At 64.7% G+C, this 24,741-nt stretch carries 26 protein-coding genes; 12 read left to right on the top strand and 14 right to left on the bottom strand.

Annotation, left to right across the window (positions count from 1 at the left end):
• Window positions 1-22 precede the first annotated feature (22 nt).
• The 3 genes from AC1RKI_RS28210 to AC1RKI_RS28200 are packed head-to-tail and all read right to left on the bottom strand — an operon-like array spanning window position 23 to window position 2,619.
• A complete protein-coding gene (locus AC1RKI_RS28210) occupies window positions 23-430 on the bottom strand; it encodes a VOC family protein (RefSeq protein ID WP_150981903.1) in 408 nt (135 codons plus the stop codon).
• Window positions 431-480: 50 nt separating this feature from the next.
• Window positions 481-1,935, bottom strand: coding sequence for a heavy metal sensor histidine kinase (locus tag AC1RKI_RS28205; RefSeq protein ID WP_492798127.1), 1,455 nt, complete (start codon window positions 1,933-1,935; stop codon window positions 481-483).
• Between the two features lie 6 nt (window positions 1,936-1,941).
• Window positions 1,942-2,619 (bottom strand): heavy metal response regulator transcription factor, encoded by a 678-nt coding sequence (locus AC1RKI_RS28200; protein ID WP_061955780.1) that lies wholly within the window; start codon window positions 2,617-2,619, stop codon window positions 1,942-1,944.
• Between AC1RKI_RS28200 and AC1RKI_RS28195 the strand changes: the two genes are divergently transcribed.
• From AC1RKI_RS28195 to AC1RKI_RS28175, 5 genes are all read left to right on the top strand, one after another.
• Complete coding sequence (locus AC1RKI_RS28195) at window positions 2,618-3,310, top strand: hypothetical protein (protein ID WP_492919065.1); 693 nt, start codon at window positions 2,618-2,620, stop codon at window positions 3,308-3,310. The genes AC1RKI_RS28200 and AC1RKI_RS28195 overlap by 2 nt on opposite strands.
• A gap of 220 nt (window positions 3,311-3,530) precedes the next feature.
• A complete protein-coding gene (locus AC1RKI_RS28190) occupies window positions 3,531-3,902 on the top strand; it encodes a hypothetical protein (protein WP_157779492.1) in 372 nt (123 codons plus the stop codon).
• Window positions 3,903-3,915: 13 nt separating this feature from the next.
• Complete coding sequence (locus AC1RKI_RS28185) at window positions 3,916-5,367, top strand: TolC family protein (RefSeq protein WP_492798132.1); 1,452 nt, start codon at window positions 3,916-3,918, stop codon at window positions 5,365-5,367.
• A gap of 1 nt (window position 5,368) precedes the next feature.
• Complete coding sequence (locus AC1RKI_RS28180) at window positions 5,369-6,676, top strand: multicopper oxidase family protein (protein ID WP_492798134.1); 1,308 nt, start codon at window positions 5,369-5,371, stop codon at window positions 6,674-6,676.
• A gap of 9 nt (window positions 6,677-6,685) precedes the next feature.
• Window positions 6,686-7,084 (top strand): copper-binding protein, encoded by a 399-nt coding sequence (locus AC1RKI_RS28175; protein WP_492798136.1) that lies wholly within the window; start codon window positions 6,686-6,688, stop codon window positions 7,082-7,084.
• Window positions 7,085-7,114: 30 nt separating this feature from the next.
• On the opposite strand, the gene AC1RKI_RS28170 is transcribed toward AC1RKI_RS28175, so the two are convergent.
• Window positions 7,115-7,441 (bottom strand): H-NS family nucleoid-associated regulatory protein, encoded by a 327-nt coding sequence (locus AC1RKI_RS28170; RefSeq protein WP_227461235.1) that lies wholly within the window; start codon window positions 7,439-7,441, stop codon window positions 7,115-7,117.
• A 340-nt stretch (window positions 7,442-7,781) separates the two neighbouring features.
• Here AC1RKI_RS28170 and AC1RKI_RS28165 point away from each other — a divergent pair, with 340 nt between their 5' ends.
• The gene (locus AC1RKI_RS28165) at window positions 7,782-8,036 is read left to right on the top strand and encodes a copper resistance protein CopQ (protein ID WP_222156954.1); all 255 of its coding nucleotides are present in this window, start codon (window positions 7,782-7,784) and stop codon (window positions 8,034-8,036) included.
• Between the two features lie 33 nt (window positions 8,037-8,069).
• Here the strand turns inward: AC1RKI_RS28165 and AC1RKI_RS28160 are convergent, their stop codons facing one another.
• The gene (locus AC1RKI_RS28160) at window positions 8,070-10,136 is read right to left on the bottom strand and encodes a putative bifunctional diguanylate cyclase/phosphodiesterase (RefSeq protein ID WP_061955794.1); all 2,067 of its coding nucleotides are present in this window, start codon (window positions 10,134-10,136) and stop codon (window positions 8,070-8,072) included.
• Window positions 10,137-10,553: 417 nt separating this feature from the next.
• Here AC1RKI_RS28160 and AC1RKI_RS28155 point away from each other — a divergent pair, with 417 nt between their 5' ends.
• Entirely contained in the window at window positions 10,554-10,736 is a 183-nt protein-coding gene (locus AC1RKI_RS28155) for a glycine zipper 2TM domain-containing protein (RefSeq protein ID WP_061955796.1), read from the top strand.
• A gap of 372 nt (window positions 10,737-11,108) precedes the next feature.
• Here the strand turns inward: AC1RKI_RS28155 and AC1RKI_RS28150 are convergent, their stop codons facing one another.
• The 3 genes from AC1RKI_RS28150 to AC1RKI_RS28140 are packed head-to-tail and all read right to left on the bottom strand — an operon-like array spanning window position 11,109 to window position 13,783.
• Window positions 11,109-12,281 carry an acyl-CoA dehydrogenase family protein gene (locus AC1RKI_RS28150; RefSeq protein ID WP_061955798.1) on the bottom strand — a complete coding sequence of 391 codons (1,173 nt, stop codon included), beginning with the start codon at window positions 12,279-12,281 and terminating at the stop codon, window positions 11,109-11,111.
• Window positions 12,282-12,338: 57 nt separating this feature from the next.
• On the bottom strand, window positions 12,339-13,319 hold the full coding sequence (locus AC1RKI_RS28145) for a Bug family tripartite tricarboxylate transporter substrate binding protein (protein ID WP_492798138.1): 981 nt from the start codon (window positions 13,317-13,319) through the stop codon (window positions 12,339-12,341).
• Window positions 13,320-13,372: 53 nt separating this feature from the next.
• Window positions 13,373-13,783: a cupin domain-containing protein gene (locus AC1RKI_RS28140; RefSeq protein ID WP_061955803.1), complete on the bottom strand. Its 411-nt coding sequence runs from the start codon at window positions 13,781-13,783 to the stop codon at window positions 13,373-13,375.
• A gap of 319 nt (window positions 13,784-14,102) precedes the next feature.
• Between AC1RKI_RS28140 and AC1RKI_RS28135 the strand changes: the two genes are divergently transcribed.
• Complete coding sequence (locus AC1RKI_RS28135; RefSeq protein WP_084003939.1) at window positions 14,103-14,918, top strand: MetQ/NlpA family ABC transporter substrate-binding protein; 816 nt, start codon at window positions 14,103-14,105, stop codon at window positions 14,916-14,918.
• Between the two features lie 22 nt (window positions 14,919-14,940).
• On the opposite strand, the gene AC1RKI_RS28130 is transcribed toward AC1RKI_RS28135, so the two are convergent.
• Window positions 14,941-15,918, bottom strand: a complete 978-nt coding sequence (locus AC1RKI_RS28130; RefSeq protein WP_061955807.1) for a Dyp-type peroxidase — start codon at window positions 15,916-15,918, stop codon at window positions 14,941-14,943.
• Window positions 15,919-16,049: 131 nt separating this feature from the next.
• Here AC1RKI_RS28130 and AC1RKI_RS28125 point away from each other — a divergent pair, with 131 nt between their 5' ends.
• From AC1RKI_RS28125 to shc, 4 genes are all read left to right on the top strand, one after another.
• Window positions 16,050-16,391, top strand: coding sequence for a DHCW motif cupin fold protein (locus tag AC1RKI_RS28125; RefSeq protein WP_341249678.1), 342 nt, complete (start codon window positions 16,050-16,052; stop codon window positions 16,389-16,391).
• 101 nt (window positions 16,392-16,492) lie between these two features.
• Window positions 16,493-16,714 (top strand): DUF1653 domain-containing protein, encoded by a 222-nt coding sequence (locus AC1RKI_RS28120; RefSeq protein WP_490715007.1) that lies wholly within the window; start codon window positions 16,493-16,495, stop codon window positions 16,712-16,714.
• A gap of 66 nt (window positions 16,715-16,780) precedes the next feature.
• Window positions 16,781-17,362, top strand: coding sequence for a TetR/AcrR family transcriptional regulator (locus AC1RKI_RS28115; protein ID WP_150981891.1), 582 nt, complete (start codon window positions 16,781-16,783; stop codon window positions 17,360-17,362).
• Window positions 17,359-19,386, top strand: coding sequence for a squalene--hopene cyclase (gene shc, locus AC1RKI_RS28110; RefSeq protein ID WP_492798142.1), 2,028 nt, complete (start codon window positions 17,359-17,361; stop codon window positions 19,384-19,386). The genes AC1RKI_RS28115 and shc overlap by 4 nt, the downstream gene beginning before the upstream one ends.
• 40 nt (window positions 19,387-19,426) lie before the next feature.
• Here the strand turns inward: shc and oxlT are convergent, their stop codons facing one another.
• From oxlT to AC1RKI_RS28085, 5 genes are all read right to left on the bottom strand, one after another.
• The gene (gene oxlT / locus AC1RKI_RS28105; RefSeq protein WP_150981889.1) at window positions 19,427-20,749 is read right to left on the bottom strand and encodes an oxalate/formate MFS antiporter; all 1,323 of its coding nucleotides are present in this window, start codon (window positions 20,747-20,749) and stop codon (window positions 19,427-19,429) included.
• 765 nt (window positions 20,750-21,514) lie between these two features.
• On the bottom strand, window positions 21,515-22,315 hold the full coding sequence (locus AC1RKI_RS28100) for an alpha/beta fold hydrolase (protein ID WP_084003941.1): 801 nt from the start codon (window positions 22,313-22,315) through the stop codon (window positions 21,515-21,517).
• A 76-nt stretch (window positions 22,316-22,391) separates the two neighbouring features.
• Window positions 22,392-22,700: a hydroxyquinol 1,2-dioxygenase gene (locus AC1RKI_RS28095; RefSeq protein ID WP_341249680.1), complete on the bottom strand. Its 309-nt coding sequence runs from the start codon at window positions 22,698-22,700 to the stop codon at window positions 22,392-22,394.
• Between the two features lie 364 nt (window positions 22,701-23,064).
• Window positions 23,065-24,390 (bottom strand): type II toxin-antitoxin system HipA family toxin, encoded by a 1,326-nt coding sequence (locus AC1RKI_RS28090; RefSeq protein ID WP_492798144.1) that lies wholly within the window; start codon window positions 24,388-24,390, stop codon window positions 23,065-23,067.
• Window positions 24,390-24,668, bottom strand: coding sequence for a helix-turn-helix domain-containing protein (locus AC1RKI_RS28085; RefSeq protein ID WP_150981886.1), 279 nt, complete (start codon window positions 24,666-24,668; stop codon window positions 24,390-24,392). Before AC1RKI_RS28085 ends, AC1RKI_RS28090 begins: the two co-directional genes overlap by 1 nt.
• Window positions 24,669-24,741: the final 73 nt, after the last annotated feature.

The raw sequence follows: 24,741 nt of genomic DNA, 5'->3' as shown, positions 1-24,741 counted from the left end.
CCACGCATCGCCGATTAACGGCTCAATGCTCGCAATTCACCATCCATGTCATCTTGAACTTGTCGACCACCATGCCGAAGCCCTCGGCCCAGAACGTCTTGCCATACGGCATTACGACCTGGCCGCCCTCGGCCAGCGCGTTGAAGATGCGCTCGCCTTCCGCATTCGGCACATATCCCACGGACATCATGAAACCCGAAAATGCCGGCGTGTGACCTTCGCGTCCGTCGGAGGCCATGATTTGCGAATCGCCAATCTGGATGTTGGCGTGCATTACCTTGTCCGCCCAGGCGGGCGAAACCGGCTCGCCGCCCGGAGGCGCTTCCTTGTAGCGCATCAGGAAGGTCACCTTGGCGCCCATCACCTTGCCGTAGAACGCCACGGCTTCGTCGAATCGTCCGCCAAAATCAAGATACGGTTGCACCTGCATGTCGATCTCCTGTTCGGTTTGCCGCAAACGCGCTGATTCGCGCCGCGACATTATGCGCCCGTGGCGGTACCGGAATTGTCAGGAAAGTCGAGCTCGAATGCGGTCTCGCCTTCCACGCTGTGCACCGCCACGCTGCCGCCATGCAGACGCATGATGGTGTCGACGATGGCCAGACCAAGCCCGGTGGAGGTTGCCGAATTGCGGCGCGAGGGATCGGCGCGATAGAAGCGGCCAAACAGGTGCGGGAGCGTCTCGGCGGCAATCGCCGGGCCGTCGTTGATCACGCTGATCACGGTGTTGCGCGCCGACCTGCGCGTCACGGCCATCCGCACCGTGCTGCCGGCCGGCGCGTGGCGCAGCGCATTGTCGAGCAGATTGATGATGGCGCGCCGCAGCAAGGTTTGGTCGGCCACCACTGGCGCCGCGCCAGACACGCTCATCGTCAGCTCGCGATCGGCCGCCACCGCCTCGAAATACTCGGCCACCTTGTCCAGTTCGGCGCGCGCATCGAGCGGGCGCGCACCAAGCGCCACCTGCGCATTGTCGGCGCGCGCCAGGAACAGCATGTTCTCGATCATGCGCGCGAGCCGCTCGTATTCCTCAAGGTTCGATTCGAGCAACGCTTCGTATTCGGCGGGAGTGCGGCGCTGGGCCAGCGTCACTTGGGTCTGTCCCACGAGGTTGCTGATGGGCGTGCGAAAGTCGTGAGCGAGGTCGGCGGAAAATTGCGACAGCCGCGTGAAGCTGTCCTGCAGGCGTGCCAGCATCGCATTCAGGGCGCCCGCCAGTTCACGCAGCTCCTCGGGCGCGCCGCCCACGTCGAGCCGCGTGGCCAGCCGGCTGGTGGTCACGGCCGCGGCGTCGCTGGCCATGCGGCGCAGCATGCGCAAGCCACGCCGCGCCAGCAGATAGCCCAGCGCCGCGGCGACGATCGCACCGCATAACACCGCGCCCAGCAGTTCGCCGCGATATTCACGCATCAACGCCGCGCGGTAGCCGGCGTCGCTGAGCACGATGATCTCCACGGTGCGTCCGGAATCGCCCACCTGCCCCAACGCCGCCATGCCGCGCGACGGCACGCCGTTGCGCGGATGCCAGGTCTGCAGCAGTGATTTGTCGGGCGCGGTGTTGGCGGGCAGCACCCGCAGCGGCGGAATCGGCTCGTTATGCGGATTCAGCGCGATCAACGGTTCGCCTTCGCGCGTGCGCACCACGAGAATCAGGCCCTCGTGGCCCATCGCGATATCGGCAAAACGATGCGTGTCGGTGCGGATTTCTGTTTCGTCAGCGACTTCGCGCAGCAGATGCCGCACCAGCAGGACTTCGCCAACCAGTTCGGTCTCGTCGCGAGACTGCAGCTGGCTGCCCAGCGCGCTGGACAGATACGTGGCCACCCCCACCAGGATCGCCGCCGTGGTCAGGCCATAGGCCAGCGCCAGGCGCGTGGTCAGCGACGACGGCATCCATCCATCGATGGCGCGCCGCAAGCGCAGCAGCCGCTTCATGCGCGCTTACGCCTCGCCCGATTCGTCGAGCACATAGCCCATGCCGCGACGCGTGTGGATCAGCTTGTGCGGAAACGGGTCGTCGACCTTGGCGCGCAACCGCCGGATCGACACGTCCACGACGTTGGTATTGCTGTCGAAATTCATGTCCCAGACCTGCGAGGCGATCAGCGAACGAGACAGCACTTCGCCGCGACGGCGCGCCAGGAGCTGCAGCAGCGCGAATTCCTTCGACGTCAGGTCGATCTTCTGGCCGGCGCGCGTCACGCGACGGCGGATCGTATCGATCTGCAGATCCGCCACTTCCATGAATTCGCTCTCGCGCAGCGGCCCACGGCGCAGGATCGTGCGGATGCGCGCCACCAGTTCCGCGAAGGCGAACGGCTTGACCATGTAGTCGTCGGCGCCCAGTTCCAGCCCCTTGAGCCGGTCTGAAAGCTCATCGCGCGCGGTCAGGCACAGCACCGGCGTGTCCTTGTCGCGTCGCAGCTCGCGCAGCACTTGCCAGCCGTCGATGCCGGGCAGCATGACATCGAGCACGATCAGGTCGTAGTGCTGCTCGCGCGCATGCGCGAGGCCGTCCACGCCGTCGCGCGCCAGGTCCGCCACAAAGCCGGACTCGGTCAGCCCCTTCAGCAAATAGTCGCCCGCCTTCGGTTCGTCTTCGACAATCAGGATGCGCATGGTGATTCACTCTTGGGACGATGCCTTCGACGCAGCCGCCCCTGTCTTCCGGTTTATTGCAGAACTCAGACACTATCCGAGGTTTGACCGATTTGGGCGAACATTGCGTGAATGTCATCTTGCAACGCGGGCTTTACGCAATCAAACACAGTACAATGCGCGCTGCATTTTACTTGTCACGCCGCAGCCCCGGGCTGCCGTGCCCCGCCCCCTCGCTGCCTCGATGAAACGTCTGTTTTCCAGCTTCCTGTTGTGTCTTGCCATGTTTGCGCTGCCCGTGCAGGGCGCCGCCGCGGCAGTCATGATGGTTTGCAGCGCAGCGCAGGCCGTCGGCCTGTCGATGCCGGAACGGCATGCGGCCATCAAGGCGGAAGCGGAAGCCGAGATCGGCATGATGGACGCCGCCGCGCAATGCCACGACGCCATGGCGCACGGCCACGACGACATGCCGGTCTGGCACGACGCACATCCCGCGGCCGACACGCCGGACCATTCCAAGGATCATCACCGGCATCATGCGGCTGGCGCGTGCAGTGCCTGCGCCGCTTGCGCCGCCAGCGCCATGCTGCTGCCGGAACTCCCCCTCGTGGCCTTGCAGCACCGTCGCCACGCCCTGCCGCTGAGCACCGCGGCCAGCTTCGCCAGCCAGCTTCCCCTCCCGGCCGAACGGCCGCCTGCCCGCCACTGCTGACACCCGAGGTGCGTCCATCGCACGCTCGTCCCTCGCCAGCACTCGCCTGAATCCACACAGGTCCGCCCCGATCGGCTCACGTCGGTATGGATCGGCTTAGGTCGACCTAGGTCGGCCTGGAGCCATCCGGATCCGCGCAGTGTTCTGGCGTCTCTCCACACGTGGTGAACCGCGCCGCGACCGTGCGTCGCACGCGGACGTCCAGATTCACGAGATTGTCATGCCCTTCGCGCGCCCTATGGCGGCGGCATGGCTGCTGATGCTGGTCCCGGCCCTGGCCGTGGCCCAGGCATCGTCGCCTGCCTCAACGCCGCCCAACCTGCCCGATCCTTCCGATCCCGCCGCCGTGGTTCCCGCCATGGCGGATGTCGCACCCATGTCTGGATACCTGCCGTACCAGTCGCCCACCGTCACGCCGTGGCGGCAGTCCAACGCCGCCGTCGCCCCCGTCCAGGGGGCGAACAGCCACGGCGATGCGCATGCCGGACATCGCATGCCGCGCAACGCCGCGCCGCAGCCGGCTTCCTCCGCGTCCGCGCCGCTACCGTCCGCGCCAGCGCCGCAAGGCGATCACGATCATTCCGCTCACTGAAAGGAGACCCACCATGATGTTGGCTTTCCTGAAGCGCGTTGGCGGCCCGCTGGTCAGCGTTCTATTGCTGGCCGGATGCGCGGGGTTTTCGCCCGATGGCGGATTTGGCCCCGTGGCGGATGCCACGCGCGAGCGGCTGGGCATGGATGCCGCCTGGATTCGCAGCGATGAGGACCGTGCCGCGGTGCGCGTGCGCGTGCGCGAACTACTGGCGCAGCCGCTCGACGCCGATCGCGCAGTGCAGATTGCATTGCTGAACAGCCCCGCGCTGCAAGCGCAGTACGCCGACCTTGGCATTGCCGAGGCCGATTACGTACAGGCGACGCGCCTGCCTAATCCCGGCTTTTCCTTCACGCGCAAATCCTCGGGCGACGACCTCAAGATCGACCGCGCCGTCACCATCGGCTTCATGAACCTGCTGGCGCTGCCGTTTGCCGCGCGTATCGAGGCCGGTCGCCTTGCACAGACGCGCCTGGCGGTGGCCGATGCGACGCTGCGCAAGGCGGAATCCGCGCGCCGCGCCTGGGTGCAGGCAGTCGCCGCCGAGCAGGCCGCGCGCTATGCGGAGCAGGTCCGGCGCGCCGCCGAAACGGGCGCCCTGTTTGCACGCGATCTGGCGCGCGCCGGCAATGTCAGCGCGCTCGATCACGCCCGCGAGCAGGCGTTCTATGCCGACGCCGCCGCACAACTGGCGCGCGCCCGCGAACGTGCACTGTCCACGCGCGAGCAGTTGACGCGCGAACTGGGCCTGTGGGGCGCGGACATTGCCTATCGCTTGCCGGAACGGCTGCCCGACCTGCCGCCCGCGCGTCCCGGCGCGCGCGACCTGGAGGGCTATGCGATCTCCAACCGGCTCGATCTGCAGGCCGGCCGCCTACAGCTGGACAGCCTGTCGCGCTCGCTAGGCCTGACGCGCGCCACGCGCTTCATCAGCGTGCTCGACGTCAGCTACGTGCAAAACTCCGAAACCGGCAAACCGCGCGAAACCGGCTACGGCATCGATATCGAAGTGCCGTTGTTCGACTGGGGCGGCGCGCGCGTGGCCCGCGCCGAGGCGGTCTACATGCAGGCGGCGGCGCGACTGGCCGAACAGGCCATCAACGCGCGCTCGGTCGTGCGCGAAACCTACGCGGGCTATCAGGCGCGCTACGACATCGCCCGCCATTACCGCGACGAAGTGGTGCCGCTGCGCAAGCGTATCGGCGATGAAAACCTGCTGCGCTACAACGGCATGTTGGTCAGCGTGTTCGAACTGCTGACCGACGCCCGCGAGCAGGTGAACGCCGTCAACGGCTACCTCGATGCACAGCGCGATTTCTGGCTGGCCGAATCTGACCTGCGCAGTGCGCTGGGCGGCAATCTGCCGGGGCAACCCGCGAATGCCGCAATTGCTGCGAATGCTGGAAACGATGCGGGCAGCGCCGCGCGCCCGCAGCCTTCCACGCCCAACACACAAGGACAATGACATGGTTTCCCGCCGCAATTTTCTGGGTCAGTCGGCTGCGGCCATGCTGGGCGCCGCGATGGTATCGCGCGCCGGCGCCGCGGCCTTGCCCGAGGCGCCGTTGCAGAGCAGCGCCGCCACACAGGCGCCGTTGATGCCCGCCAGCGGGCGCCCGTATCAACCGGTGGTCACGCTCAATGGCTGGACGCTGCCGTGGCGCATGCGCAATGGCTGGAAGGAATTCCACCTGGTGGCCGAGCCCGTCGAACGGGAACTGGCACCCGGCATGACCGCGCATCTGTGGGGATACAACGGGCAAAGCCCCGGCCCAACCATCGAGTGCGTGGAAGGCGACCGCGTGCGCATCTTCGTCACCAACAAACTGCCGGAACACACCACGGTGCATTGGCACGGCGTGATCCTGCCGGCCGGCATGGATGGCGTTGGCGGGCTGTCGCAGCCGCATATTCCGCCGGGCAAGACGTTCGTCTACGAGTTCGAAATGCGGCACGCCGGCACGTTCATGTACCACCCGCATTCCGATGAAATGGTGCAGATGGCCATGGGCATGATGGGATTTATCGTGGTGCACCCGCGCAACCCGGCAGCCATGCGCGTGGATCGGGACTTTGTGTTCCTGATCGCCGCCTTCGACATCGATCCGGGCTCTTACACGCCGCGTGTGGCTGAAATGACCGATTTCAACATGTGGACATGGAATAGCCGCGTGTTTCCGGGTATCGACGTATTGCCTGTGCGGCTGGGCGACCGCGTGCGCATCCGCATGGGCAATCTGACGATGACCAATCATCCGATCCATCTGCACGGTCACCGCTTCGAGGTGACCGGCACCGATGGCGGCTGGGTGCCGCAGTCGGCGCGCTGGCCCGAGGTCACCACCGATGTCGCGGTAGGGCAGATGCGCGCGATCGAATTCGTGGCGGACAACCCCGGCGACTGGGCCTTTCATTGCCACAAGTCGCACCACACGATGAACGCCATGGGCCACAACCTGCCGACCATGATCGGTGTGAAACAGAAGGATCTGGCCAGCCGCATGAACGCGCTTGTGCCGGACTATATGCCGATGGGCGAAGCGGGCATGGCCGACATGGGTGCGATGGAAATGCCGTTGCCCGACAACACGCTGCCGATGATGAGCGGCCAGGGTCCGTTCGGCCCGATCGAGATGGGCGGCATGTTCACCACGCTAAAGGTGCGCGCCGGACTGGCGCCCAACGATTATCGCGATCCAGGCTGGTATCGGCATCCGGCCGGCACCGTGGCCTTCGAGCACACCGAACCCGCGACGCGGCCGCCGCGCCGTTGAAGCACCGACATGACCCCTACCAAGGAACACACGATGAAATACACGCTCACGACGCTGATGCTGATGCTGATGGCCTCGCTGGCCTGGATGCCGCAACTTGCCACCGCTGACACCGCAAACATTGCCGCGGGCGCGGCGCCTGGCGCAATCTCCGGCGCGCTGCCGGATCAGTCCGGCGTGCCGTTACCGCAAGTGGAAGGTGAAATCCGCAAGGTGGATGCCGCGGCGGGCAAGCTGACGGTTCGCCATGGTCCGATCGAGAATCTGAACATGGCCGCCATGACGATGGTGTTCCGCGTGAAAGACTCGGCCATGCTTGCGCAGGTGCAGACCGGAGACAAGGTGCGCTTCACCGCCGAGCGGCTCGACGGGCTGCTGACGATCACATCGTTGACCGTCGAGAAATAATCGGCCAACTAGCGCGATATTGGCGCCGGCTCAGTCCACGCGATAGAAATCGATCGACTGGCCGGCGTTGACCGCGCGTTGCAGCCAGTCGGGATATTCGCCGGTGCCGTCCCAGGTCTGCCCCATCGCATTGCGATAGAGCGTGCGCGGCTTGGCGGCGCTTTCGGGGGCACTGGCATTGGCAGCAACGGCACCAGCCGGCGTGGCGGCCGGGGCAGCGGCGTCGCTGTCGGGGCCGTCCTCGCTTTCCACAAAACAGCCTGCGTCGACGAGATCGTCGAACGTCAGGCCGTAGTGGTCCATCTGCTCGCGGATCCACGCCACCGCGGCTTGTTTGGCTGCATCAGACTCGGACATGACTTATCGTGCGCGCCCGCGCCACGTGGGCGGCGGGCTGGGGATCAGGGATTCGGGGATTTGCCCGCGCGGGCGAAACCAGCGGGCCAGACACGGATTCTACAGGGTGTTGGGCCTGACATCGCCAGAATCGGCGGAACACATTGTTCACCCGGCCTATTTGCACCGCTATCGGCGGGCGGCTCCCGCGCGTGCGCAGATGCCGCGCAGCGTATGACAGCAATGTCATTATCGGGTCATCTTTGCGTTGGCGCCCCGCAAATAGACTGCTTGCAAGGTCGCGAGACGACCGGTACTCACCACCCGCTGCCTCCATCCTCGAACCTTAAAGGAGTCCTTCATGTTCAAGAAAGCCCTGCTCTATTCCGCCCTCGCCGCAACGCTGGCGGGCACCGCCGGATTGGCCAACGCCGCACCGCGCAGCGCCGATCCGTTCACCGACGGCGCGCGCGCCACGAGCCACGACGGCTACGTCGATCGCAAGCGCGATGTCTACAGCGAAGGCGCCCACGACGTGCGCTCCAAGCGGGATCCGTACACCGACGGTGCGTTCTCCGCCACCGGCAAGCGCGACACTTTCAGCGACGGCGCCTGATCGTTACGTGCCTTCAGCAACGGCGGCGCCGACTCAGCGCGCCGCCGCCATGCTGGCGAATTGCGCTGCGGGCATCGGCTTGCCCAGCAGATAGCCCTGCAGCGCATCGCATCCCAACCCTGCCAGGAATGATTGCTGCGCAGCGGTTTCCACGCCTTCGGCCACCACCTGCAGCTTCAGCGTGCGTCCCAGCGCGACGATGGCCGACACGATCGCCGCATCTTCCGTATCCTCCGCAAGATCGCGCACGAAGCCTCGGTCGATTTTCAACTCGCTGGCGGGAATGCGCTTCAGATGCAGCAGGCTCGAATAACCCGTGCCGAAGTCGTCGATGGCGATGCGTACGCCCATCGCATCGAGCCGCGTCATGATTTCCAGTGTGGCCTCGACATCGCGCATCGCCGTCGTCTCGGTAATCTCGAGTGTCAGGCAGGCCGCCGGCACACCGTGCTGCGCCAGCGCCCGCGCGACCGATTCGACCATGCCGGCGTGGCAGAACTGCAATGCCGACAGGTTGACCGCCATCGACCAGTCCGTATGGCCGGTCGCATGCCACACCGCCAGTTGCCGGCACGCTTCATCCAGCACCCAGCCGCCGATCGGGACGATCGTGCCGGTCTTTTCCGCCAGGGTAATGAACTGGTCCGGCATCAACAGGCCCTGCACCGGGTGATTCCAGCGCAGCAAAGCCTCCGCGCCGACCAGCCGGTTGTCCGATGCGGAGAATTTCGGCTGATAGTGCAACTGCAATTGCCCGTTGCGCACGGCGCCGCGCAGATCCTGGATCAGTGTCTGCTGCGCGCGCGCCTGGTGATTCATCGAGCTTTCGAAATAGCAGTACGCGTTGCGGCCCGACGCCTTGGCGTGATACATCGCCGCGTCGGCGTTGGTCATCAACGCATCCTGATCCTGGCCATCGGCGGGATACAGCGCGATGCCGATGGTGCCCGATACGTGCAATGCATGACCCTCGACATATACCGTTTCGCGCAGCGTCTCGATCAGCGTGCCGGCCACCATGCCGGCGTCGGCTGGCTCGTCCACGCCAACCAGCACCACGAACTCGTCGCCGCCCACGCGCGAGATCGTGTCCTCGGAGCGCACGGCAGCGCGCAAACGGTTGGCGATCTGCACCAGCAGGCCGTCGCCAACCTGATGTCCGTAGGTGTCATTGACCCCCTTGAAACCATCGAGATCGACAAATAGCACGGCAAAGACGCCATGCTGGCGCGATGCCGCCTGGATGGCCTGCGCAAAGCGGTCTTCCAGCAGCACGCGGTTCGGCAGGTGGGTCAGCTTGTCGTGCAGCGCCAGGAACTCCAGCTCCTTGTTGGCCTCGCCCAACGCATCGGCCAGCACGGCCGTGCGCATTTCCAGCCGCATGTCGAGCACCGACGTGATCAGCGCCACGGCCAGTACGCAAACCGTGATCACCAGGATCGGCACGGCCAGCGCGTGCGGGTCCATGCCGTCCGTGGCCGCGCCGCACACGCTGCCGAGCGGAAACTGCGCCGCCGCCATGCCCGTGTAGTGCATCGCCGCGATTGCGCCGCCCATCACCACCGCCGCGCCAAATCGCAACTGATGGACGCGCGGCATGCTGCGACGCAGCCGGAACGCGATCCACAGCGCCGCGCCCGAGGCGCCCACGGCAACGACAATGGACACTACGAACAGCAGCGGGTCGTAGTCGATGCCCGGGCGCATGCGCATTGCCGCCATGCCGGTGTAGTGCATGCTGGCCACCGCCGCCCCCAGCGCCAACGCGCCCATCGCCAGGCGCCCGGGCGGCAGATGATCCCGGCTGACGAGCCGCAGTGCGAAGGCCGACGCCAGCACCGCGATCAGCAGCGAAAGCCCGGTGATCGCCGGGTCGTAGCCCAGCGGGATCGGCAGGCGGAAGGCGAGCATGCCGACGAAGTGCATCGACCAGATGCCAAACCCCATGGCAATCGAGCCGCCAGCCAGCCACATGCGCGCGTAGCGGCCGCGCGCGGCAGTGGCAATACGCCCGGCCATGTCCAGCGCGGTGTAGGACGCGAGGATGGCGACAAGCACGGAAAACAAGACGAGAGGCGCGTCGTAACTGGGGGACATCATTGGGGCGTGACGGGGCAGTGGCTTTGCTGGCCCGCGATTCTGGCGGCACAGGATGACGGAACGTGTAAACGTGCAATTCCCGCCCTCTGCATCGGTTATCGGTATTTGCAAACCGGACTGAAGCGGGATTTTGCATCAGCCGCGTAAATGCCGCACCCGCGGATTTCCCCTCGCTGGCCCGCCCACGCCCAGCGCACGGTCGTGCCCGCGCGCCAACCCGCATGGGAGTGCGGCGCGGCAATGTCCCCTTGACATGCAACCACGGGACGCCCGCGATCGTCCGACAAATTCCTACATCGCAATCAGCGTGCGCCCGAAAGGCTGACGATGCGCGCGCACCTATCCTTGAGTCGTGATGAACGCGCGGCCTCGGACAAACGAAACAACCACCGGCGCCGCGCAGCAGGAGAAAAAACCATGTGGAAACGAGTCGCAGGAGCACTGGCAATCAGCGCATGCTGGTGGGCGTTGTCGGGCTGCACCGCAACAGGCGCGGTGGCCGGCGGTGTAGTTGGACATGAAGCCACCGGCGGCAGCACCGCCGGTACAGTTGGCGGTGCCGTGGTGGGCGGCGTGATCGGCCACGAACTCGGCAAATAAACGCGGGACTTAACGGGCTCTGGCGCAATCGGCAGAGTCATCGACAAACAGGTTTTACGATTTCCGCGGTCTGAACGGCGGGCAGGGTCGTTCAGATTTGCGCGGCATGGACTCTAGATGGGAAGGACATGCCGCCGCGCGCCGCGCCATGAGCGTCGGCTGTTGTGCCCTTCAGCGATGAGCGGACGTTCATTGTTGAAAGGCATAACGGCATCCAACGACGAAAGATCCTACGGATCGTCATGGCGCGGCAGCGGGAAACCTCCATGGGGCGCGCCCCGAACGTAGTACGAAAACACCCCGGTCGTGGAAGCGGCCGGGGTGTTTGTTTTGGAGTCCGCGCGCGGCACGGCCGCTACCGCAGCCCCGCGTTCAATACGACTTCGGCAGGCCCAGCACGCGCTCGGCGATGTGGCACATGATCAGCTGAGCGCTGACGGGGGCGATGCGTGGAATGTACGATTCGCGCAGATAGCGTTCAACGTGATACTCGCGCGCATACCCCATGCCGCCCAGCGTCAGCACTGCGGTCTGGCACGCCTGATGCGCGGCTTCGGCGGCCAGATACTTGGCCGCATTGGCCTCGGCGCCGCAGGGCTTGCCGTTGTCGTACAGCCATGCGGCCTTCCAGACCATCATGTCGGCGGCTTCCAGCGCCATCCATGCCTGCGCAAGCGGATGCTGGATGCCCTGGTTCTGGCCGATCGGGCGGCCAAACACCGTGCGCTCGCGCGCGTAACGCGTGGCGGCGTTCAATGCGGCCCGCCCGAGGCCGACGGCTTCGGCGGCAATCAGGATGCGCTCGGGATTGAGCCCATGCAGGATGTATTCGAACCCCCTGCCCTCTTCGCCGATGCGATCCGCCGCGGGGACCATCAGCCCGTCGATAAACAGCATGTTCGAATCGACGGCGCCGCGTCCCATCTTGTCGATTTCGCGCACCTCGATGTGGTTGCGGTCCAGCGCCGTGTAGAACAGGCTCAGGCCCTGCGTAGGTTTGGCCACCGCGTCCAGCGGCGTGGTACGCGCCAGCAGCAGCATGCGCGTGGCCACCTGCGCCGTGGAAATCCAGATCTTGCGTCCGTCCACACGGTACGCACTACCGTCGGCGGTGCGCACCGCCTGGGTCTTCAGATGCGTGGTATCGAGTCCCGCATCGGGCTCGGTCACCGCGAAGCACGCCTTGTCCCGCCCTTCGATCAACGGCGGCAGCGCGGCCTGCTGCTGGGCCTCCGTGCCGAACACCACCACCGGATTCAGCCCGAATACGTTCATGTGGATGGCCGACGCGCCCGAGAAGCCCGCCCCCGATGCCGACACGGTCTGCATGATCAGCGCCGCTTCGGTGATGCCCAGGCCGGCACCGCCGAATCGTTCCGGCATGGCGATGCCCAGCCATCCCGCGCCGGCCATCGCCTGATGGAACGCTTCGGGAAAGCGGTGCGCGCCATCGAGTTCGGACCAGTATTCGGGCCCGAAATCGGCGCAAAGCTGCGTGACGGCGTCCACGATCGCGTTCTGCTCGGGCGTCCTTTCAAAATTCATCTGACGATTCCTTTGGTTTTTTCCGCCGAATATTCTTCGCCGCGTTTTTTCCGCTGGTCACTCTGGCTGGATGCCAGCGTCCTTGACCAGCCTGTTCCACTTGACCAGTTCGCTGCCGACAAAGCCCGCAAACTGCTGCGGCGTTTGCCCGAACGCCTCGAAGCCCAGCGCTTCGAATTTCGGCGCGACTTCCTTGCTTGACGCGATCTTCGACAGTTCCCGATTGAGCCGCTCGACGATCGGCTGCGGCGTGCGGGCCGGTGCGAATACGCCGTTCCACGACGTGATGTCGAATCCCTTGAGCTCGGGCGTGTCGGCAATCGGCGGCAGATCGGGCAGCAGGCGGCTGCGCTGCGCGGTGGTCACGGCCAGCGCGCGCATCTTGCCGGCCTTGACGTTGGCCGCGCCGGCGGCCACGTCGACGAACATCATCGGCACCTGGCCCGCAATCACGTCGGTCATGGCCGGCGGCGTGCTCTTGTAGGGCACGTGCAGCAGATCGATCTTGGCCATCCGGCCCAGCGTGGCGCCGGACACGATGCCGGTGCTGTTGCCGCTGGCATAGGACATGCCCGGATGCGCCCTGGCATAGGCGATCAGTTCGCCAACGGTTTTCACCGGCAGCTTGGGATTGATGACCAGCATGAACGGCAGGTTGCCCATGCGCGCCACCGGCGTGAAATCCTTGATCGGGTCATAGGGCAGCTTCTTCATCAACGATGGATTGGCCGAGTGCGTGGTGTTGGTCGTCATGAACAGCGTGTAGCCGTCCGGCGCGGCCTGCGCCACCAATTCCGCGGCAATCGCCCCGTTGGCGCCGGGACGGTTGTCTACCACGACGTTCTGGCCCAGCGCATCGCCCAGTTCCTTCGCGGTGATGCGCGCGACCGCATCGGTGCCGCTGCCCGCCGCGAACGGCACCACCAGCCGTATCGGCCGGCTGGGATAGTTGTCGGCCGCCTGGGCGGCCAGCGGCAAGGCCATGGGCAGCGCCAGCATGGCGGCGACGAGCGTGCGCCGCACGCGGAAATTCGGCATGAATGGTCTCCTCGGTATTGTTATGGCGGCTGCGGACAGCCGCGGCGCAACGGTCAGTCCGGACGAATCACGCGGTCCGGCGATTCCTCGTACGGCGGGGCGTAGATCACCAGCAGCTTGACCGGTTCATCGCTGATCACCGTGAACACATGCATGGCGTCGGCCGGAAAGAAACAGCAATCGCCGGGCCCCAACTCCTGCGCCTGCCCGTTGACCTCGGCGCGCGCGCGCCCTTCCAGCACATAGCAGACCTGTTCGATGCCGGGATGCGCATGCGGCAGCGCGCCCTTGCCGCGCTCAATGGTGCCGTGGATGACTTCGAGCTGGGTCGCGCCAACGTTTTCGCGGCCGATGATGCGGCGGTTCAATGTGCCGACGTGATTGGCCGGGTGATATCCGGCCACCTCTTCAGTGCGCACGAAGTAGGAAGAAGCCGGCTGCGCGGCGGCTGGCGATGCGGTCATGGGTGAGCTGTCTCCAACGTCGATGCCTGACCGGGCGGCCGGCATCTGTTTTCATGTCTGTGAAACAGATTTTATGCTCATGAAAATATACGTCAACTAGGGGTTGCTACGGGGTCGGCGCGCTTTCACAACGAACGGACTCTGCGGCGGGCTCACCGGATCCCGCTGGCGGCACCGCGCATATACCCGCGCCGCATATGCGCATGACAATTTGCAGCTTCGTTCACATCGTTGCCGTCCCTACAATGGGCCGGCCTGGCGCGCGTCACAAGCGCGCATCTTTGAGGCGCAATCGAACACAAAGAAACGGGAGGAATCGATGCAAATGGGCAAAGGCATTCGGATGCTTGTGGCGCTATGGCTGGCATGCAGCGTCATGCAGGCGGCAAGCGCGGCGGATCCGGACAAGAAGGAAATCCGCTTCGGCGCGACGGCGGGTCCCTATGCGGACCAGATCCGCTATGGCATCAAGCCCATTCTGGAAGCGCGCGGCTACAAGGTGACGATCGTCGAGTTCAGCGACTATGTGCAGCCAAACCTGGCGCTGGCCGACGGCGCGATCGATGCCAACGCCTTCCAACACGCGGTGTACCTGAAGAAATTCTCGGAGGACCGCAAGCTGCAGCTTTCCGAAGTGGTGCAGGTGCCGACTGCGCCGATCGGCATCTATAGCCGCAAGCACAAGACGCTTGGCGAAGTAAAAGCCGGCGCGACGGTATCACTGCCCAACGATCCGACCAACCTCGCCCGCGCCATCGCCATCCTGCAGCAGATTGGCTGGGTCACGCTCAAGCCAGGCACCGATGCGGTGCGCGCATCCGAGCGCGATATCGACGGCAACCCGCACCGGCTGAAGCTCGTGCAACTCGAAGCCGCGCAGTTGCCGCGCTCGCTTGACGACGTCGACTATGCCTTCGTCAACGGCAATTTCGCACTGGCGTCCGGGCTCAAGCTGACGTCGGCACTGGCGCTGGAAACGATCCCCGACTACTACATGAATCTGGTAGCCGTGAAAACGGCGGACCTGAACAAGCCTTTCGTGGCGGAGATTCGCGACGCCTACCGCTCGGCCGCCTTCAAGTCGGTGACGCAACAGCGCTTTGCCGGGTTCAATCCGCCCGCCTATCAGCGCTGATGCTGTCCGTTGCGCAACCGGCTTAGGGAGCCGGCTGTGGGCGCCGCTCGGCCAGTTCTTCGAGCATCTCGGCGGGCGGCGCGAAGAACAGGCATCCGGTGACAGCGGTGCTGTAGTCGAGCAGGCGGTCGTAGTTGCCGGGCGGCCGGCCGACGAACATGTTCTCCAGCATCTGCTCGATGGGCTCCGGCGAACGCGCGTAGCCAATAAAAAACGTGCCGAATTCGCCCATGCCAGGGCGGCCGAACGGCATGTTGTGGCGCAGGATCTTCACTTCCTCGCCGTCCTTGACGATGGTGGTCAACGCACTGTGCGCGGAGGTGGGCTTGATGTCGTCATCGAGTTCGATATCCGACAGCTTCTTGCGGCCGATGATGCGCTCCTGCATTTCCACCGGCAGCGCGTTCCAGCCATCCATGTCGTGCAGGTATTTCTGCGTGATGACGTAACTGCCGCCGGCAAACGCGGGGTCTTCATCGCCGACGATGGTGGCATGCACGGCGTGACGGCCGGTCGGGTTTTCCGTGCCGTCGACAAAGCCCACCATACTGCGCAGGTCGAAGTAGCGAAAGCCGTGCACTTCGTCGACCACGGACACGGCGTTGCCCAGACGGCTGGTCAATTGCATCGCCAGCTCGAAACACAGGTCCATCTGTTCGGCGCGGATATGCAGCAGGATGTCGCCGGGCGTCCCCACCGCCATGCGCTCGCCAGCGCCGAATTCGCGGAAGACGTGCAGCGCTGCCGGGCGCGGCGCGCCGAACAGCCTGTCCCAGGCCTGTGCGCCAAAACCACATACGCACGACAGGCTTGCCCCGGGAAAGCGCTGCCCCACCGAACGCACCAGCCCCGCGATGTCGGCACACCAGCTTCGCACCGCGTCTGCGGCGGCATCGCCGGGCTGGATCGTTGCCACGATGAAAATGGCGCTGCGGGTGACGGGACTGCATACCGCCTGGGGTTCCACCGGTTCAGTGGCGGCAAGATCGGGCTTTGTCATGGTTATTCTCCGGGGACTTTTCGTTGCGCCCAAATAGTAGGCGGCTTGCGCGCCGCCAGCAACGGTACGCCGTATCGGTAGAATGCCGTCCTTTCCCAAACATCGAACACCGAAAGACACGGAGCCATAACATGAAGATGGACGCATTCGCCTTCGGCACCACCGACTGGGCTCAGGTGGAACGCACCGAGCACAAGGGCGAAACCGGCGTGGCCTTTTGGCGCACCCGATACTTCGGTGACGAGGACCGGCGCATCCGCGTGCGCATGGTCGAGTATTCCGCCGGATACCTGGCCGATCACTGGTGCAAGAAGGGACACGTGCTGTTCTGCCTGGAAGGCACGCTCGAGACGACGCTCGAGGACGGCCGCACTTTCGTGCTCGAACCGGGCATGAGCTATCAGGTGGGCGACGACGCCGAGGCGCACCAGTCGCGCACGGCAACCGGCGCCCGATTGTTTATCGTCGACTGATTCAAGGGAGCGCACACATGCAGCCAACCGACATCGAGGCGATTCGCCAGGCGTTCGAACTGGTCAGCACCTTTACCGAGGCGAAGCTGCCCCAGTACACGGTGAACACCGAGGCCGAAGCCCTGCAGCTGGCCACGCATCGCCATTACAAGGGCGGCCTGTACCGGCGCGTATTCGAATCGCGGCATTCCGAAAACGAAGAGGTCCTGACCGTCTACGTGCATATCTGGCCGCACCAGGTGGGCGGCTGGGCGCGTCCCGCGGAAATGTTCCACGGCCGTCTTGAAGACGAACGCGTGCGCTTTGCCCCGCTCGATCGCTAAGGCGGGACCGGCGGCAACCCCGGGGGCATTTGCAAACAATCCGGCCGGATGGTATCTTCCGGCGCCATGAGTGAAGCCCACCGCCGCCCCAAACAACCGCAACTCATTCGCGACCGCCTGTTATCGGCCACCATCGAACTGCTTGTCGAAGAAGGCATCGGTGCGGTGACGCTGAACGCGGTGGCCGCGCGCGCGGGGGTGTCCAAAGGCGGGCTGCAGCATCATTTTTCGAGCAAGCAGGAATTGCTGGAAGCCATCTCCAACCTGGTGCTCGATCGCTTCAAGGGCCAGGTAAGCGCCGCGGCGCAAGCCGATGGCGAGCCGCACGGACGCAATACCCGCGCCTATCTGCACGCCTCGGCCGATGGGCTGGTCGAGCGCGGCGAACGTGAGCTGTGGCGCGCCGCAATGATGCTGGTGATGGCCCGCCCCGATTTCCGCACGCCTTACCAGGAATGGGAAACCGAATCGCTGCAGCAGGACGTGGCGCATTCCGGCGATGCCACGCGCTTGCTACTTTGCCGGCTGGCCGCCGACGGCCTCTGGCTGGCCGATCTGCTGGGCCACCGTACGATCGATTCCGCACAACGGGCGGCGTTGCTGCAGCAGCTCGACCACATGACCTATCGCCGCCCCGAACACGCATGACCTCACAAGATTTTTCGGCATCCGATCTGGATGCCAGCCTGACCCGTGCGCGCGACGCGCTGCTGAATCTGCAACATGCAGACGGCCACTGGTGCTTCGAGCTTGAATCGGACGCCACCATCACGGCCGAATACATCCTGATGATGCATTTCGTCGACGAGATCGACACCGCATTGCAAGCGCGCATGGCCAGGTATCTGCGCAATCTGCAGCGGCTCGACGGCCACGGCGCATGGGACCTGTATCACGGCGGCGCGGTGGATGTGTCGTGCAGCGTCAAGGCGTACTTTGCCCTGAAGGCCGCTGGCGATTCTCCCGATGCGCCGCATATGCAGCGCGCGCGCGATGTCATCCTGCAGCACGGCGGCGCGGCCAAGTCGAACGTCTTCACACGCATCCTGCTGGCAACCTTCGGCGAAGTGCCGTGGCGCGCCACGCCTTTCATGCCGGTGGAATTCGTGCTGTTTCCACGCTGGGCGCCGATCCACATGGACAAGGTGGCCTACTGGGCGCGCACGACCATGGTGCCGCTGCTGGTGCTGTGCTCGATCCGCGCGCAGGCCAGGAATCCGCTGGGCGTTCACGTGCAGGAGCTGTTTGTCACGCCGCCGGAACTGGAAACCGGCTACTTCCCGCGCAAGCGCGGCCTGCCGGGCCTGTTCCTGAAGCTCGACCGGCTGGTCCGTCATGCCGAGCCGCTGATTCCGCGCCTGCTGCGCCGCAAGGCGATCGAACGCGCCGTGAAGTGGAGCGAGGAACGGATGAATGGCGAGGACGGCTTCGGCGGTATCTTCCCGCCGATGGTCTACGCCTACGAGATGATGGTGCTGCTTGGCTACGCCAAGGACCATCCCTTGCGCCGCGATTGCATGGATGCGCTGAAGAAGCTGATCGTGCATCGCGACGACGGCGTGTCGTATTGCCAACCGTGTCTGTCGCCCGTATGGGATACCGCCTGGAGCCTCATGGCGCTGGAACAGGCGCCGGCCGACGCGCGCGCCGCCGAGGCCATCGCGCGCGGCTATGACTGGCTGACCGAACGCCAGGTGCTGGACCTGGCCGGGGACTGGGAGCACAACGCCGCGCCGGCCACCAGGCCGGGCGGATGGGCTTTCCAGTACGCCAACCCGTATTACCCCGATGTCGACGACACCGCCGTGGTGCTGGCGATGCTGCACGCGCACGGCAAGCGCACCGGACAAAGCCAGCGCTTCAAGCCGCATGTCGACCGTGCGCTCGACTGGTCGATCGGCCTGCAATCGCGTAACGGCGGCTTTGGCGCATTCGATGCCAACTGCGACCGCAACTACCTCAACGCGATTCCGTTCGCGGATCATGGCGCGCTGCTCGATCCGCCGACCGAAGACGTGTCCGGCCGCGTGCTGCTGGCGTTGGGCGTCACCAATCGCCCGCAGGACGCCACCGTGCGCGAGCGATGCATTGCCTATCTGCGCGACACGCAGCAGCGCGATGGCAGCTGGTGGGGCCGCTGGGGCACCAACTACATCTACGGCACATGGAGCGTGCTGGCTGGCCTGGCGCTGGCCGGCGTCGACAAGAATCTGCCGATGGTGCGCAACGCAATCGCGTGGCTGCGCGGCAAACAGAACGCCGACGGCGGCTGGGGCGAAACGAACGACAGCTACCTGCATCCCGAACTGGCCGGCACCAACGACGGCCGCAGCCTTGCCGAGCAAACCGCCTGGGCGTTACTGGGCCAGTTGGCGCTGGGCGAACATGAATCGGAATCGGTGCGGCGTGGCGTCGCGTACCTGATCGACGCTCAGCGCGAAGATGGCTTCTGGATGCATCCGTTCCACAACGCCCCGGGCTTTCCGCGCATCTTCCATTTGAAGTATCACGGCTACACCGCGTATTTCCCGCTGTGGGCGTTGGGGCGCTATCGCCGGCTGATGCACGGGACGCAGCCCGCGCAGCAAACCCGGGCGCCGCAGGCGCAAGGCATGCCGCAGGCGCCAGTGCGCGTGGCCGACGCCGCTGTCGCGGAGCGCACGCCGGCCTGATCGTCACCGGGCGCGGTGCGGCGCCCCGCCTACACGCGGCTTACGCCGGCACCTGTGTTCCCGCCCCGCCCTGCTCCTGCGAGAACATTCGCCTGGATGTGGCCACGTGGCTTGCGAACACTGGCCTGAGCACCGTGAACGCCAGCAGCGCCGCCATCAGGTCCATCGTGGCCACTGTATAAAGCACGGTGGACCACGTGCCGGTGGCTTCCATCATCAGATTGCCAATCGGCACAAACAGCGCGCCAATCCCCTTGGCCGTATAGAGCACGCCGTAGATCTTGCCGATGTGCTTGGTGCCGAAGGCATCGCCGGCCAACGCTGAGAACAGCGAATACACTTCGCCCCAGGCCAGAAACACCACGCCGGAGAGAATCAGGAACGCATACGGATTGCTGCCGAAGTAACCGAGCGCGATGATGCCGAACCCTTCCAGCGTGAAGGCGATCACCATGGTTTTCTCGCGGCCGATATTGTCGGAAATCCAGCCGAACAGCGGCCGCGAGATACCGTTCATGATGCGGTCCAGCATCAGCGCCAGCGGCAATGCAGCCATGACGAAGAAGTGCAGGTCGACCTGGAATTCCTTGACGCCCAGATCCTTGGCGATCACGCCAAGCTGCGCCACGGCCATCATGCCGCCGGTCACCACCAGCACAAACATCACCAGCATCAGCCAGAACAGCCGGGTGCTGAGCGCTTCGCGCAATGTGTAGTCGCGCGTGGACTGGGCGATCTTCTGCGAGACTTTGACCTCCGAAGCTTGCGGCGCGCGCAGGAACCATGCCGCAACGAATGCCAGCGTGCCCTGCAGGATGCCGAAGAACAGGAAGGTGCTCTGGAATCCCGCCGATTCGATCATGGCCGCAATCGGCAGGATGGTGGCGGCGGAGCCCGCGCCGTACCCGCCCGCCGTCAGCCCCACTGCCAGGCCGCGCCGGTCTGGAAACCACTTGATGGCGTTGTTGATACAGGTGGCGTAGATCGATCCCACGCCCAGCCCGCCCACTGCCGCGCCGACGTAGAAACCCATCAGCGACGTTGCCTGCGAATTGATCGCCCACGCCGCACCGATGAAAAGTGCACCGAATGCCACCATCAGGCGCGGTCCGAATTTATCGATGAAATATCCTTCGATCGGCGCTAGCCAGGTCTGCACCAGGACAAAGATGGTAAAGGCGATCTGGATATTCGCCCGTGACCAGCCAAAAGTGTCCTGGATTTCCGGAACAAACAACGTCCAGGCATATTGGATATTTGCGGTGGCGATCATGCAGATAACGCCCACTGCCAGCTGGATCCAGCGCGTGCGGTCGGAAATCTGCGAATTGGGACGCAGCGATCCCGTAGATGCGTGGTTCATTTCGCGCCCTCCGGAATGACTGGATATGAATTATCTGAAAATACGCGCATGGGGTCGCACGACGCCAATCGTCGTCTGAATATGATTGCAGACATTTCGTCGCTCCTTGTGCCATCGTTGTTTTGTCGGCAGCAAAAATGACGGTTTTTTCGGCGATTAACGAATAGCCGCCAAATATCCCGTAAAGCCGCCATATTCCTGACTTGGCGAGCATCTTCACTCCTGCCATGCAGCTTCCGTCCAAACCTTGCGGTTATCAGAAGTCCGCCGCTTGGATGACAAAAATGTAATGTTCACCGCTACCCAACCATTCGCGCGAATGGATATAAGGTATGTGATATACCACCTTAGTCAAGATAAAAAGGACAGAGGGTTTTCACCATATCGGCAATCATTCATTCCGAATTCGGATGGATTATTGCCATTCACGACAGATACGAATGCATCGATTATCTATGGGCAAAAAAATGCCCGCAGGCTAGCACAGGCGGGCGGAGACGTGGCGCGCGACACCAGCTCGCGACACGAAACGTATTTATAGCCGATGTTTCTACTTCGTTGCGCTTTGCCGATGGTTTTCCGCTGATTTAATCATTACATTTTTGTCAGAATGGAAAAACGCCGTCGATAATCGACGGATACGGCCGGGCGGCGGGGTGGGCAGTTGTACCTCGGTCTCGGCGGGGACGCCGAGCACGGTACTGCCGCCCGCGCCATGCGACTTCCGACACCGCCTCTACCGACCTGCCCCACCCGTGGCTGCGCTTACCGTTGTGCCTGCACCGTGTGGACGGCGTCGAGAATGACCTTCGCCACATCGGCCGGCCGCGATTGCTGCGGCACGTGGCTGGTAGGCAGGCTGGTCACCTTTGCGCCGATCTTGCTCGCCATGGCACGTTCCAGCTCGGGTGGGATCATGCGGTCCTTCTCGCTGACGATGAACCACGACGGGCGCGTGGTCCATGCCGCGACCGTGGTCTTTTCCGCAAACGCCTTGCTCTGGATGGGCCCTTGCGTGGCAGCCATTACGCGAGCCTGCGCGGCCGGCACGTCCTGGGCAAAATCGCTGGCCACCGCGTCCGGCGGCAAAGACAGGTAGCCGTCTGCATCGGCCACCAGCCGCTTGATGCCCGGCGCCGGCGGCACCGCCTTGCCTACTTCCTCGGTGGACTGACCGGCGTCCGGCGCAAACGCGGCCACATAGACCAGCGCGGAGACCTTGTCGTTGGCGCCAGCCTCGGTAATCACCGTACCGCCCCACGAATGCCCTACCAGCACGACCTTGCCCGGCTGGTTGCGGATGGCGCGCCGCGTGGCGGCCACATCGTCGGCAAGTGAATTCAGGCCGTTCTGCACGGCTTGCACCTTGATGCCCTTGGCCTGCAGGATCGGAATCACCTTCGCCCAATCCGATCCGTCCGCGAAAGCGCCATGCACGATGACGACGGAAGGCGCCTGGGAGTCGGCGGCGGTCCCTTGGGTGGCCGATTGTGCGGCGAATGCCGACGTGTTTGCGGTGATGCCCATCGCGACCAGCGCAACGGATACGAGCGTGCGGTTCAACATGGAGAGTCCTTGGGTCTTTAAATACGCAACGGTTGGGAAATGAGCCCGCGCAAGCGCGCGGGCCATGAGATGTCTGTCAGACGTAGGCGCCGTCCAGATACGGGTCGATCTGGCGCGCAGGCGCCGCGGATACGCCGGTGCGGTCCAGCCCTGCCACCTTGTGCGCGCCGTCCAGGTAGGGATCGACATTGCGAGCGCCGTCGCTGTACGGGCTGCGCGGTTCTTGAACGCTGCGGGCGCCTTCGCTGTACGGGTCGCGGGCGCTGGTGACGGAGCGGGCGCCATCCGTGTACGGATCGCGCGATCCAACGGAAGCCTGGGCGCCGGCGGCGGCGCCAACCAGGGCAACGGCAAGAACGAGACGACGGGCGAGTTGAGCGGACATGATCGGTTTCCTTTGATAACGAAAGTGAATGGAGTTTGGAGACTGCGTGGCCGGATCTGCTTGCGTTTTCGCGTTGCGTCCTGCCATGGAACGTATTTAAGGCGTCCGAAGTATCTGGCCCGTATGGCGACGCGCGCATTTTCGTCAGGAGACGTATCGGCGGCCCGCGCGGATACAAAGCGGTACAAAGCCACGGTCTGGACGACACGCGGCATGGCGGCTTCAGGGGGAGCCGGCAAGACAACGGGGGCAAGGATTGATGGTGCAGCCGACGTAAGGGCCGGCTCGGGGCGGCGCCCAGTGCGCCGGCAGTTCGCTACCAGGAAGAGCGAGAAACGGTGCCCCGGCGAGCGGGGTCGGCGCGTCAGAGCTTGCGCGCCTGCGCCCGAAGTCCCTTGAAGACGCGGTCGGCCACATCGGCCGGAAAGTCGGCGGGCAACTGTGCGGTGGCCATCGCGATGGCGTGTTCCACGGCGCCTTTCAGCGTGGCCAGCACGGTTTCCACCTCCTCGGCCGGCAAGCCTGCCTGGCGTCCCTGATCCAGCCAGTGCCGCCGCATGATTTCAGCGAGGCGATAGTGGTTCTGGCTGCCTCTCACCGCCATTGCCATGCGCGCCTTCTGCGGCGCAAGCTGGCTGGCGCCTCGCCCCATGATCGGAAAGGCGGACAGCACGTCGTACAGCGGCGTGGACCAATAACGGCCACCGGGACCGATCGACAGGCTGAAGTTCTTGGCGTGGCCGTCCGTGGCCGCCAGCATCCAGAACAACACCTGCGCGGCAAAGAAATTGCGCCGGTCGTGGGCCGGCGTCTCGGAGCCGGCCAGCACCGCCATGATGTCGCCGATGCCGGGGCCGCCATCGGCCTGGTATTTCGATAGCGGCGAAATGCCCAGCGCCTGGCAGAAATCCTCCTGCGGCAACCGCACGATCCATTTGCCGTCCGGCGCGAGCCGGCGGTCGAAGCGTTCCACCACCAGCACTTTCTGGTCCTCGAAGCTGGCGATGTCGCACCGCGCGATCGGCAATCCGAAATGCCCGACCAGTTGCCCGCAGAGCCATTCGTTCTCTACCGAAGTGCGCATGTCGGCCCGCATGTTGCCGACCAATCCCAACGGCAGCTTCAGGATATGCGTGGTGGGCGTGCTGCCATGCGGCACCAGCCACTTGCCGTTTCGATACAGCAGCGCGGTCTTTTCCTGCGCACCGGCAATCGACAGGCGCAGATCGCCGCTGTCGTCGGGCTGTCCCAGCACCGCCGCGTTGCGCGTGGTGTCGCGCAACAGGCGCGCGATGGCGGCTTCGCCGACCACGGTTCCCTCGATCTGGTGCAGGCCCTCCGGCACGCTGTCGTCCGGCAGCAATTGCAGCGCCCCTACGCAATCGCGGCCCAGCGCGGCCAGCAGATCGAACGGGCCGGTGCCTTGCGTGCGATGGCGCAATGCCAGACGCCGCCGGATAGCATCGCTGTCGGGCAGCAGGTTGTCGAAATAATCGGTCACGATGCTGCCGCGGTACGGCGCATTGTCGGCACGGAATGGCAGCGAAAGCGAGAGCGGTCGGCCCTGCGGGCTGGCCATCCAGTCTTCGTCGTAGGCAAACGCCTCGCCATCGGCGCCCTGCTCCCAGACGCCCGCGCGCCAACCGTTCATCCATACGCCGAGTCTGCGCCGTTGCGCGCGTCGTCCCATTACCAGTCCTCTTTCTGTTTGGCTTTTTTCGGGCGGGGTGCCGTGGCGGAAGTATCGCCGCGCGGCGTCAGCGCCAGATCCACTTCCAGTGCCTGCAGGGCCGCGAGCACGCGGGCCATGCTGGCGCGGCCCGGGTTCGCTTCCAGGCGGGCATAGCTTTGCTGGCTTACCCCCAGTCTGGCTGCAAGCGCGGCCTGCGTCAGGCCGCGAGACTTGCGTAAGCCCTGCAGGACTGGGCGTAACTGGCTAAGGATGCGGATCGGATAGGTGGCGGCCATGGCTCGTTTCACAACGGATCGGTTGTAACCACGTTTTACTACTTATCGGATGTATTTTCAACCTACAACCTAT

This window comes from Cupriavidus sp. GW822-FHT06G04, from assembly GCF_058799075.1.
Note: the sequence above shows the minus strand (reverse complement) of the source record. Positions and strands in the feature narration are given on the sequence as shown.